This window comes from Roseicyclus sp., from assembly GCF_965662675.1.
In the GTDB taxonomy this organism is placed as follows: Bacteria; Pseudomonadota; Alphaproteobacteria; order Rhodobacterales; family Rhodobacteraceae; genus Roseicyclus.
Map to the genome: position 1 here is coordinate 1 of NZ_CBFIIK010000095.1, position 10,946 is coordinate 10,946.

11 protein-coding genes and 1 tRNA gene are annotated in these 10,946 nt (G+C 62.5%); 6 read left to right on the forward strand and 6 right to left on the reverse strand.

The annotated features are described in order from the left end of the window. The coding region (locus tag ACTG4J_RS12310; RefSeq protein WP_439139920.1) for an aminotransferase class IV at positions 1 to 893 on the reverse strand (893 nt) is incomplete at its 3' end. Between the two features lie 108 nt (positions 894 to 1,001). Between ACTG4J_RS12310 and ACTG4J_RS12315 the strand changes: the two genes are divergently transcribed. The 5 genes from ACTG4J_RS12315 to ACTG4J_RS12335 all read left to right on the forward strand — a co-directional run bounded on the left by ACTG4J_RS12315 (position 1,002) and on the right by ACTG4J_RS12335 (position 6,110). After that, positions 1,002 to 1,340: a DUF6522 family protein gene (locus ACTG4J_RS12315; RefSeq protein WP_439139922.1), complete on the forward strand. Its 339-nt coding sequence runs from the start codon at positions 1,002 to 1,004 to the stop codon at positions 1,338 to 1,340. Between the two features lie 54 nt (positions 1,341 to 1,394). Then, positions 1,395 to 2,606 (forward strand): chromate efflux transporter, encoded by a 1,212-nt coding sequence (chrA, locus tag ACTG4J_RS12320; protein WP_439139924.1) that lies wholly within the window; start codon positions 1,395 to 1,397, stop codon positions 2,604 to 2,606. A gap of 413 nt (positions 2,607 to 3,019) precedes the next feature. Beyond that, a complete protein-coding gene (locus ACTG4J_RS12325) occupies positions 3,020 to 3,697 on the forward strand; it encodes a hypothetical protein (RefSeq protein WP_439139925.1) in 678 nt (225 codons plus the stop codon). 228 nt (positions 3,698 to 3,925) lie between these two features. Continuing rightward, positions 3,926 to 4,177 (forward strand): hypothetical protein, encoded by a 252-nt coding sequence (locus ACTG4J_RS12330; RefSeq protein WP_439139927.1) that lies wholly within the window; start codon positions 3,926 to 3,928, stop codon positions 4,175 to 4,177. 88 nt (positions 4,178 to 4,265) lie between these two features. Continuing rightward, the gene (locus ACTG4J_RS12335; RefSeq protein WP_439139929.1) at positions 4,266 to 6,110 is read left to right on the forward strand and encodes a hypothetical protein; all 1,845 of its coding nucleotides are present in this window, start codon (positions 4,266 to 4,268) and stop codon (positions 6,108 to 6,110) included. Here the strand turns inward: ACTG4J_RS12335 and ACTG4J_RS12340 are convergent, their stop codons facing one another. From ACTG4J_RS12340 to ACTG4J_RS12355, 4 genes are all read right to left on the reverse strand, one after another. Beyond that, positions 6,111 to 7,385 (reverse strand): CaiB/BaiF CoA transferase family protein, encoded by a 1,275-nt coding sequence (locus tag ACTG4J_RS12340; protein ID WP_439139931.1) that lies wholly within the window; start codon positions 7,383 to 7,385, stop codon positions 6,111 to 6,113. It abuts the gene before it with no gap. A gap of 109 nt (positions 7,386 to 7,494) precedes the next feature. Beyond that, positions 7,495 to 7,571: transfer RNA gene (locus ACTG4J_RS12345), tRNA-Met, on the reverse strand. A 96-nt stretch (positions 7,572 to 7,667) separates the two neighbouring features. Further along, the gene (locus tag ACTG4J_RS12350; protein ID WP_439139933.1) at positions 7,668 to 8,294 is read right to left on the reverse strand and encodes a 2-dehydro-3-deoxy-6-phosphogalactonate aldolase; all 627 of its coding nucleotides are present in this window, start codon (positions 8,292 to 8,294) and stop codon (positions 7,668 to 7,670) included. 286 nt (positions 8,295 to 8,580) lie between these two features. After that, a complete protein-coding gene (locus ACTG4J_RS12355; protein ID WP_439139935.1) occupies positions 8,581 to 9,060 on the reverse strand; it encodes an Lrp/AsnC family transcriptional regulator in 480 nt (159 codons plus the stop codon). A 115-nt stretch (positions 9,061 to 9,175) separates the two neighbouring features. Between ACTG4J_RS12355 and ald the strand changes: the two genes are divergently transcribed. After that, the gene (gene ald / locus ACTG4J_RS12360; RefSeq protein WP_439139937.1) at positions 9,176 to 10,294 is read left to right on the forward strand and encodes an alanine dehydrogenase; all 1,119 of its coding nucleotides are present in this window, start codon (positions 9,176 to 9,178) and stop codon (positions 10,292 to 10,294) included. A gap of 54 nt (positions 10,295 to 10,348) precedes the next feature. Here the strand turns inward: ald and mscL are convergent, their stop codons facing one another. After that, on the reverse strand, positions 10,349 to 10,780 hold the full coding sequence (mscL, locus tag ACTG4J_RS12365; protein ID WP_439139939.1) for a large conductance mechanosensitive channel protein MscL: 432 nt from the start codon (positions 10,778 to 10,780) through the stop codon (positions 10,349 to 10,351). Between the last annotated feature and the right edge of the window lie 166 nt (positions 10,781 to 10,946).

Sequence of the window (10,946 nt, forward strand, 5' to 3'; positions counted from 1 at the left end):
TGCTTGTAGAGCGCCTGTATCCGCGCCGTCACGGGCCGCGACCCATCGCCTACCGGCTTGCCATCGATCGAGGCCACCGGCGTCTGCGCCCCGAAGGTGCCGGTCAAGAACGCTTCTTCCGCCCCATGCACCTCAAACAGCGAATAGTTCCGCTCGAAGACCGGAATGCCATCCGCGCGGCACAGATCGATCACCTTTTGCCGCGTGACGCCATTCATGCAGTAATCGCCGGTCGATGTCCAAACCTCACCCTTGCGCACGATGACGAACTTGCAGGCATTGGTCGTGTTCACGAAGCCATGCGGATCAAGCATCAACGCCTCATCCGCGCCCGCCTGTTCGGCCTGAAGACAGGCCAGAACGCAGTTGAGCTTGGAGTGGGAATTGTATTTCGCATCCTGGCTCATCGGCAGACCGCGCACCTGTGGCACGGTCGCAAGCCGGATGCCCGCGCTTGTCAAGCGATCCACCGGTTTGGAATGCTCCATGATGATGACAAGCGTCGGCCCCGAGCGCGACAGCGACGGGTGCTGGAACGGCCGCACCTTCACCCCCCGCGTCAGCATCAGACGGCAATGCACATCCGTCACCATCCCGTTGGCTTTGCGCGTCGCCTCAAGCGCGGCAAAGATGCCCGCCCGGTCCATGCCCACATCGAGGCTGACGGCTTTGCAGCTATCGAAGAAGCGATCCATATGCTCGTCGAAGAAGGCCCAGACGCCATCGTAAAGGCGCATCCCCTCCCACATGCCGTCGCCCAGCAGGAACCCGCTGTCATAGACCGAGATCTTGGCCTCGTCGCGCGGCTTGAGTGCGCCGTTGATATAAATCAGGATATCGCTGTTGCGCGGGTCTTCGAGCGCGTCATGGGTGGTGGCGTGGTCGGTTTGCATCGGCGGCCCCTTGGCTCTGTCTCTCCTGTGGTGCCCCGCGCGGGGGCCGTGGTCAAGATCGCCACACTTGCCTTGCCGCGGCGCAAAGAACGCGGCATGCCATAAGGATTGCCGAACAACACGGGGGCCATGATGCAAGACACGCGCATGAACCAAGCCGAAGATCCCGCCCGCGCCACGCGATTGGCGCGCGAAGGTGGAAGGTTCGTGATCCCCGCCGCGTTGATTGCCGCGCGCTTTGGGCTTGTCCCCAGCATGGTGCCTGAACTGATGCGGGCCGGTCAGATCACCAGCAAGACCGAAATGGGAACCGAGGCAGACGCAGGGCGCTGGCGGCTGACGCTTTATCATGGCGATCAGGTGTTGCGCCTGACTGTTGATGAGGATGGGGTCATCTTGCATCAGGCACGCTTTGCCGCGCCGCGCCGTGGTCTGTCACCGAAATGACATTGCCCGCGATCATACACGGCGCAAGATTGACCCGAAGATACGACCGCACCCATGCTTGAAGAGCCCGCCCAAGCCACGCAACCCAAGGCACGCATCGCCGAGGTCTTTGGTGTTTTCCTCAAGCTGGGGCTCACCTCTTTTGGCGGGCCGATCGCGCATCTGGGCTATTTCCGCACGGAATTCGTGGAACGGCGGCGCTGGCTCGATGACGGGGCCTATGCCGATCTGGTGGCGCTGTGCCAATTCCTGCCCGGTCCCGCGTCAAGCCAAGTGGGCTTCGCCTTGGGGCTGATGCGCGGTGGTTGGTGGGGGGCATGCGCGGCATTCGTGGGGTTCACGCTACCTTCCGCGCTGCTTTTGCTGGCCTTCGCCCAGATCATGCCCTTGCTCTCGGGACCATTGGCAAGCGGCGCTCTGGATGGGTTAAAGATCGTCGCCGTCGCCATCGTGGCGCAGGCGGTCTTGGGCATGGCGCGCAACCTGTGCCCCGAACGCATCACGGCCGGGATCGCGGTCGGGGCCGTGGCGTGTTTGGCCATTGCCCCCGGAGTTTGGGGCATGTTGGGGGCCATCGCGCTTGGCGCTGTGGCCGGTGCCGCGCTGATCAGGCCCGAGATGAGCGCGACCGGCAGATCGCTGGACATGCCAATGACACGGCGGCAGGGCATCGGCGCGCTTGTCGTTTTTGCAGCAATGATCTGCCTGTTGCCGTTCTTGGCTGATCTGTCGCAGATGTTCGCCATGCTCGATGGCTTTGTCCGAGCCGGGGCCTTGGTGTTCGGTGGCGGTCATGTCGTCTTGCCGTTGCTCGAGGCTGAAACCGTCGCACAAGGTTGGGTCAGCGGGGATGCGTTCTTGGCCGGCTACGGCGCGGCGCAGGCGGTTCCGGGGCCGCTTTTCACATTCGCCACCTATCTGGGCGCGGTGCAGGGGCCCGGCCCCAATGGTGTGACCGGCGCGTTGCTTGCCAGCCTTGCCATCTTCGCCCCCGGTTTTCTGATCTTGATCGCAGCGTTGCCGCACTGGGCCCAACTGCGCAGCCAACCCGCCGCGCAGGCGTTGATGCGCGGGGCCAATGCCGCTGTGGTGGGCGTATTGGGCGCGGCGCTCTATGATCCCGTTTTCACCACGGCCATCGGCGATCTGGCCGATCTCGCCTTGGCGCTGGCCTGTCTGGTGTTGTTGATGTTGTGGCGCTGCCCACCGTGGCTGGTCGTGCTGGGCGCGGCGGGCGCAGGCGCTACGCTGGGCATCATCACCTAGCCATCGCATCGCCATGTGGTGCGATTTCCTTGCCAAAGAGCGGTAGCTTCGGTGCCTATCTATGCCGCAGATATACCACAAAACGTGGTCTGCCCGTCAGAAAACGCAAAACATGCTTCCATGGCGCGCATGATCGGCATATTGTATCTTTAGGCATTTATTGCTCAAAAGATGATGACCAATTGTGTATCGAGGAGGTTTCAACACCCTTGGCCAGCCAGCGCGCTGTCTTGGGTGTCGAAGCAGCGGGGCATGAGTTTGCAAAGAACAAACCACATTTTCGCATCATGGCGGGCCCTGCCCGCGCGGCTTGCCTTTGCCGGCATGCAACCGCGCCGATCCCTTCCTGCAGCACCGATCGCAGACCTTCCTTCGCCCTTTTCCACCAATTTCAATTCGAGACATCCCATCACATGAAAACCTTTGCGCCCTTGATCGTCTCACTCAGCCTTGTCGGCGCGGCCTGCACGCCCGTGGGATCAATGATGACCGAAGAGGCGACGATCACGCAACGCCATGAAATGGGGCCGGCCAACGACGAATTGCTCGCTGCGCGCCAAGCTGATTATCAGCGCGTCTTCGACCAAGCGCAGCGGCAGGGTTTCATCTCGGGCGCATTGCGCGGTGCTTTGCTGGGTGCCCTGATCGACAGCGAACGCGGTGCGGTAATCGGCGCAGCCTTTGGCGCGATCCTCGGGTCTGGCTATGCCGCGATCTCGGCCGAGCATCTGCTGCAGGAACGCGAAGAATTTCTCAACCGACAGCAGATCATCGAGAATATTCTCGATGCATCGCGCGGCGCGACGGAGCGCAGCATGGATGACGCACATCTGGTCAGCCGCGCGGTTTCCGAACAAACCCGTATCGCTGCCCCAGCCGATGCCGAAGAACAGATGCGTCTGGGCGAGTCGATCGCGACGGTCCGGCGCGCGGCTGAAATGCGCGCGGTCTTGATCGAAGAATTACTGCAAGAGGCACAGCTCACGCCCGAAGAACAGGCAGAGGTTCGTGAGCAAATCACCCTTCAGCGACAGGCGTTGAACGTCATTCGCGCACAACAACAGGCATGGGAAACACAGACCAATGGTTGATCAAGGAAAAGCGGCAAACGGTAAGCGGAACATAATCCGCGCCAAGTTCCTTGTGTGCTTTTTCGTCGTGACAAGCGGCTGCGTCTCGGTCGGCAATGTTGATGATCCCTGCGCGATGGCGAACCGGGATGTCAGCTTTCAAGTGCTGATGGAGAACAGCATAAAAAATATATATAACATGTGCTTAGAACACATGAGGCAGGATGTCATAGAGGAATGGGGCGAGCAGTGAAAAGAAATACAATCGCGCTGATCATCGGATTGGGGTTACTATCGGCATGTGGAACGCCCGGGGCGCTTGACCCGCATGCCAACGACGCCCCGATGCACGGAACCGAAATCCACAGTGAAAGCACGGCCATGCATGGCCAGGCTGGCGACGTCGAATTCACACTCGACGACGATGTGTTCACTGTCGAGCGTTCACGCTTCGCCTTCCTCATCGCGTTGGCATTCTACCTGCCGTTTCTCGTAATCTAACGCCGCTTTGGCGTTGGTTGCGCGGGATAAGGCCGAATGGCCAACCGCGCGAGGCATCTTGAGCAGGCGTGAGGATGTAGGTGGTACCATGCGTATACAGGCAAATATCTATTTCACCCAATCGCAGGTGAAATGCGTTCCGACCGATCCGGAACTTTCATCTTATTGCGAGCAGTTGGCGCTCGACGATGGCGCGCTCGAATTTCGATTGCGGCTTTTCGCGGCGCGGGTACGCGGCGATGCGGCCGCGGTCAAGGTCGCGTTGGCGGTTCCGCCTGATTGCGTTCTCCTCGCCCAAGACGGCCCCAGCCCTTTCGGCGATATTCCCGAGGATGAATTGCATGTAATTCCGCAAGGTGACGATGCCACCAAGCCTGCTGTCGCTGTCGAGCGTAGCGTTTGTGACGAGGTCGCGGCCTTTGCCCACTCCTATGGGCTGATCCCCGCCGCCATCATCATACCGGGCGACAGCGCGGGGCGGGACATCACATTGCCGCTTGCGGCTTGCCATGATGACGCGACACAGACCTTGCCGGAGGTAACGGCACCCTGCGCGACCACCAGCGCGATCGAGATGCCCCCCGCCCTGCAACGCGAATTGCACAAGCGCAAGCAACGCGACGCCCGCAAAGCCGAACGCGCGACCAAGAGTTGGGCACTGGGTGGCGTTTTCACCGCTGCGCAAGCAAAGGATCACGCGGCGATACCCGTCTTGCCACCCGTTCCCCCGATACCGGCTTTCTTGCGCAAACCGCAAGACGACGCCGGGCAAGATCAGCTTGCGCCAGCGGAGCAAGCGCCCAGCGCGCCACCTGAGGTCACGCAACTGTCACCGGTCTCGCCGCCAGCGACTTCGCAACCTGAACCGGTCGCGGCCAATGACGCGGGCGCGCCGTACTGGCGCAAGCGGCCAGCCGTGATGATCGCCACAGCGGCATGTGTCACAATCTTGCTTGGAACAGCCGCCGTCGTGCCGACCAACCGGCCCATGGCCGAACAAGCGCCCGATGTTGCCCCGCCCGTCATGCCGGCGGAAACGGCAATCGCCGCTGCACAGGCCGTGGCCCCGCCGCGAGCAAGCGGAGCCGCGCAAGAGATCACTGCCACGCCCGATGACGGCGCGATTGTCCTGAGCGGCTCGTCCTCATTGCCCAGAAGCGAGGCCCTCAGCCCGGCGCGCGCCCTGCCGCCAAACATCGACGACCGCGCCCCAACCCCCATCGCCATGCCACGGCTGGACGGCACGACTGGCGTGGGCAATGGCGGTGACGCGTTGACGACGATGGTCAATGACACCGCACCATCGCGCATTGCGGCAACCTTTCCTGCCGAGCCCGAGATCACGCAGATCATGCCGCCGCGCGTACCCGGTCGGCTCTCGAACAATGGGCGCAGTATCGCGAACCTGCATGCGGGCAACACACCCAGCCCGGCGCAGGCGTTGCGCCCCGTCACGCTTTTGCGGCCGACATCGGCCTTGGCGCGCATCGCACCTCAGCCCCGGCCAGCGCGGCCCGCGCCGGTCACAATCTCCGCACCGGCCCCGGTCGCGCCGGAACCAACAACGCCATCGACACTTGCGCGCGTCAGCGTTTTGGGTCCGGCCAGCGCGCCACGGCCGCAGCTCCGCCCTGTTTCGCTTATGGCGGGGACGCGCAGCGCCACCGCCGCACCCGTGGCGCCGACGACAGTAGCGAATGCACCCGCGCTTGCCCCGGACACGCTGCCCCAAGGGCCAGTGGCCGGTTTGCGGGTCTTGGCGATCGTGGGAACCGGCGATCAGCGCCAAGCCCTGGTGCAGACAGGGCCGAACCAGACAGCCGTGCTGGTCGCGGGCGCGACAACGCAACGTTGGCAAGTTCTGGAAGTCAGGCGCGAAGGCATCGTGCTCAGCGTGAACGGCCGGCAACAACTGTTGCCGATCGGCCTTTGATTACCGCGCCGCATCATCCTCGGGTGGGCCTGCGATGACACCTTGGGCCAAAAGCTGTTCCAAGTTCAGATCTTGGCCCGCCAAAAGCCCGCTTAAGACCGCGAATGTATCATGGCCCAGCATCGGCGCGGCGGTCGGCGGAATGGCAGGCGTCTGTGACAGCTTGAGCGGCGAGGCGACACCGGCCAGATGATGCCCATCGGGGGTGCGCGGTGCCGTGCGCATGCCACGCGCCTGCACATGTGGGTCGGCGAACACGCGGCCGATATCGTTGATTGGACCGGCTGGCACCTTGGCCTTGTTCAACGCCGCGATCCAGTCATCCAAGCGCCTGCCCGCGATCAAACGTTCCAACAAGGGGATCAGCGTCTCACGATGTGTGACCCGGCCCGGATTGGTGGCAAAACGCGGATCGCGCGCCAACTCCGGCGCGCCTGCCGTCTCGCAAAAACGGGCGAATTGCCCGTCATTGCCAACGGCAAGGATGATATGCCCATCCGATGTCGGAAAAACCTGATAGGGCACGATTGTGGGATGCGCATTGCCCATCCGCACAGGTGGCGTTCCTGTGGCGAGGAAATTCGTCGCCTGATTGGCCAGCGTAGCGACCTGCACATCCAACAAGGACATATCGACATGCTGGCCTTGGCCGGTCGCATCGCGATGGCGCAAGGCAGACAAGATCCCGATCACCGCGTAAAGCCCGGTCAACAGGTCGGTCAGCGCCACGCCGGTCTTCATCGGTTCGGCGCCCGGCGTGCCATCGGCCTGCCCCGTGACGCTCATCATCCCGCCCATACCCTGCACGAGGAAGTCATAGCCAGCCTGATCGGCATAGGGGCCGGTCTGGCCGAAGCCCGTGATGGAGCAATAGACCAGATCGGGTTTGATCGCACTGAGGCTGGCATAGTCGAGGCCGTATTTCGCCAATCCGCCGACCTTGAAATTCTCGACCACGACATCGGCCTGTGCGGCCAGCGCGCGCACTAGACGTTGCCCGTCGGGATGGGCGATATCGACCGCCACCGATTTCTTGCCGCGATTGGCCGCGTGAAAATAGGCCGCACCGTGATCGCGTCCGGCATCGTCGATCATGTTGGGTGGGCCCCAGCTTCGCGTATCGTCGCCCGCGCCGGGGCGTTCGATCTTGATCACCTCGGCGCCCATATCAGCCAAGACCTGCGTGGCCCAAGGCCCGGCAAGGATGCGGGTCAGATCAAGCACGCGCAGGCCGCTCAGCGCGTGGCGCTGTGGTGTTGTCGATACCTCGGCCATTTCCGCCCCTTCACATCCCCCGCCAGATCGGCGCGACGCTATCGGGTGGAACGCACAAGGTAAAGCGCACGACATGCGTCGCGGATATGTAACGATCGAAGGGGGGTTTTGGTAGCGGAGGAGGGACTCGAACCCCCGACACGCGGATTATGATTCCGCTGCTCTAACCAACTGAGCTACTCCGCCGTAAGCGCGCTGGAGGTATGATAAGCATCCCGCCCCGTCAACAACAAAAACCCGTGTGACGACACGAGATCCGTTTGGCCGCGCATGGTGGCCATCCTAGACCGCCACGCCCTTGGTCGCCGTGTCCCATGACGCAACGATGCGGGCCGCATTGCGCGCGACCATCTCGGCGCTGGTGCCGGGATTGAAAAGCGCCCCACCCAGCCCGAACCCATCGGCACCCGCGGCCAGCCACTGACCGAAATCCGCAGGCCCGACCCCGCCAACCGGGTAGACAAGGCAGCCGCGCGGCAGCACCGCGCGCAGCGCCGCCATTCCGGCGGGGCCGATCTGAAAGGCGGGAAAGAGCTTGAGCGCGCCAGCCCCGGCCTTATGGGCGGCAAAGCATTCACTGGGCGTCATGACGCCCGGCATGCTGATCAAGGCATGGCGGCGCGTTTCATGCACGACATCTGGATCGAAATTAGGCGAGACGATCAAACGCCCGCCGATATCCGCAACGGCGCGGACCTGTTCCCCCGTCGTGACCGTACCGGCCCCGATCAAGGCCCGGTCGCCCAGCACGCGCACAAGGATCGCAATGCTGTCGAGTGCGCCGAGGGTGTTGAGCGGCACCTCGATCCGGGTAATCCCGGCATCAAAAAGCGCATGGCCGATATCCTCGGCTGCATCAGGGGTGATCCCGCGCAAAATGGCGATCAAGTTGCGGCCCTCGGTCAACATGTGATCCCTCCTATGCAATTGTTGTGACATGAACTTGGCACATCCACGCAGGTATCAGCGAAAAGTCGCCCCCGCGCCACAGGCGGACCCGATTGGCACAGCCCCGTCTTGGGACGCAAATCCGTGGGTTCGATGAGCAAGGCGCGCCAAACCCTTCATCGGCATCGATGGCCCATAAGCTTTGGCGGCGCTTGGCCCGATCGGCCGCGATCCACATGGCAGCACACTTGGTCGCGGCCAAGGAAACACCCTGTTGTTGATCGGCGGGTACTGCATCATCGCCCTGTCACAGCGGCAAGGCCGTCGTTTTGAACACGGTCTTGAGCGCAAAGCTCGACTGCATCTGGGCCACACCGGGCAGGCGCGCCAAATACTGGCGGTGGATACGGGCGAAATCCTCGCTGTCGCGGGCGACCACCTTAAGCAGGTAATCGGCTGAACCCGCCATCAAGTGACATTCCAGCACATCGGGCACACGCGCGACCGCTTTTTCGAAGGCATCGAGGATCTCATCGGCCTGTCCTGAAAGGCGGATCTCGACGAACACCGTGGTCACCCGCGACACGGCCCGTGGGTTGAGCAAGGCCACATAGTCGCGGATCACGCCCGCCTGCTCCAATCGCTGCACCCGCCGATGACAGGCCGAGGGCGACAGATGCACCTTTTCGCTCAACTCGGCATTGGTCATGCGACCATTGCGTTGCAAGGCCCGCAAAATGGCAAGGTCCATATCGTCTATCGGCAATTGGTCGCGAAAATCTTGCATGAAATTGTAAACTCTTCGAAGATTATTGCGTAATGATCGCATTCTACAGGTAAAAAATCAAAGCAATTCCATGATCCGAGGCGCATCATCATGGCAAGGATGAAAGGAGCTTTCCATGCTGATCGGCTGCCCCAAGGAAATCAAACCACAAGAGTTTCGCGTCGGCCTCACGCCGGCTGCCACGCGGGAGGCTGTCGTCCACGGCCATGCCGTCATCATCGAGACCGGCGCCGGGCTAGGCGCTGGGTTTGACGATGCCGCCTATCTCGCCGCGGGCGCCGAGATCGTCGCGACCGCAGAGGCCGTGTTTTCGCGTGCCGAGATGGTGGTGAAGGTCAAGGAACCACAAGCCATCGAGCGCGCAATGCTGCGCGAAGGGCAAATTTTGTTCACCTATCTCCACCTCGCCCCCGATCCGGCCCAGACACGCGACCTTTTGACCAGCGGTGTGACCGCCATCGCTTATGAGACCGTGACCGATGCAACCGGCGGCCTGCCGCTTTTGGCGCCGATGTCCGAGGTCGCAGGACGCCTGGCCCCGCAGGTCGGCGCATGGGCCCTGCACAAGGCCAATGGCGGGCGCGGTGTGCTGATGGGCGGCGTGCCCGGTGTCGGCCCCGCCGAGGTGGTGGTGATCGGCGGCGGTGTCGTCGGCACACAGGCCGCACGCGTCGCCGCGGGCATGGGTGCAGATGTCACGGTGCTTGACCGCTCACTCCCGCGGCTGCGCTATCTCGACGATGCCTATCGTGGCGCGTTCAAGACACGCTATGCCAGCACGGATGCCACGGCCGAACTGATCACGCGGGCCGATATGGTGATCGGTGCCGTGCTGATCCCCGGCGCCGCCGCACCCAAGCTGGTCAGCCGCGCCCAACTTTCCACGATGAAGCCCGGCGCGGTGATCGTCGATGTCGCCATCGATCAGGGCGGCTGTTTCGAAACATCGCGCGCCACGACCCATCAAGACCCGATCTACGAGGTCGACGGGATCGTGCATTATTGCGTGGCCAACATGCCCGGCGCCGTGGCGCGCAGCGCGACCCTGGCCTTGGGCAATGCGACCATGCCCTTCATGATCGCGCTGGCCAACAAGGGCTGGCACAAGGCCTGTGCCGATGATCCGCACCTTGCAGCCGGGTTGAACACCCATGCCGGCCAGCTGACCAATGCCGCGGTCGGCGTGGCATTGAACCTGCGATCGGTGACACCCACCGCGATCATCGGCCGCTGAAAGGCAAAAACGGCCCGCCCATGACGGGCGGGCCTTGCATCGGATAAACCGCGATCAGGCTTTTTTCAGCGCGTCGCGGATCTCCATCAAGATATCCAGCTCGCTTGGACCGGCCGGTGCCTCCTCGGCGGGTGCTGCCGCGGCTTCTTTTTCGGCGGCCTGCTTGATCCGGTTGACCATCTTGACCAGCATGAAAACGACGAAAGCGACGATCAGGAAATTGATCACCGCCATCACGAATTTACCGATGGCAAAGACGGGCGCGCCCGCTTCGGTCGCAGCGGTCAGCGAGGGGTATGTTTCGCCGTTCAACGCATAGAACCAGCCCGAAAAGTCGATGCCGCCGGTTACCAATGCAATGATCGGATTGATCAGATCGCCCACAAGCGATGACACGATCGCGGTGAAAGCCGCCCCGATGATGATACCCACAGCCATGTCCACGACATTGCCGCGCGCGATGAAATCCTTGAACTCGTTGATCATTTTGTCGTCCCACCAGTTACGTTGCAAAGCGACCGGGCCGGTTGTTGGCACTTTGGTCGCTGCTTGTCAGGTGACCCCAAAGTTGTTGCAATCACAAGGAATGATCGCAAAGGGCGACAAGTTTACATGTCCTTGAGTCGGCTGCGCCACAGCAAGGCTAGGTCGT

Bases quoted from the DNA above. Each gene is read 5' to 3' on its own strand.
- ACTG4J_RS12325 (WP_439139925.1), top strand. From the start codon at position 3,020: ATGAAAACCTTTGCGCCCTTGATCGTCTCACTCAGCCTTGTCGGCGCG.
- ACTG4J_RS12355 (WP_439139935.1), bottom strand. From the start codon at position 9,060: ATGCAAGATTTTCGCGACCAATTGCCGATAGACGATATGGACCTTGCC.
- ACTG4J_RS12350 (WP_439139933.1), bottom strand. From the start codon at position 8,294: ATGTTGACCGAGGGCCGCAACTTGATCGCCATTTTGCGCGGGATCACC.
- ACTG4J_RS12335 (WP_439139929.1), top strand. From the start codon at position 4,266: ATGCGTATACAGGCAAATATCTATTTCACCCAATCGCAGGTGAAATGC.
- chrA (WP_439139924.1), top strand. From the start codon at position 1,395: ATGCTTGAAGAGCCCGCCCAAGCCACGCAACCCAAGGCACGCATCGCC.
- ald (WP_439139937.1), top strand. From the start codon at position 9,176: ATGCTGATCGGCTGCCCCAAGGAAATCAAACCACAAGAGTTTCGCGTC.
- ACTG4J_RS12340 (WP_439139931.1), bottom strand. From the start codon at position 7,385: ATGGCCGAGGTATCGACAACACCACAGCGCCACGCGCTGAGCGGCCTG.
- mscL (WP_439139939.1), bottom strand. From the start codon at position 10,780: ATGATCAACGAGTTCAAGGATTTCATCGCGCGCGGCAATGTCGTGGAC.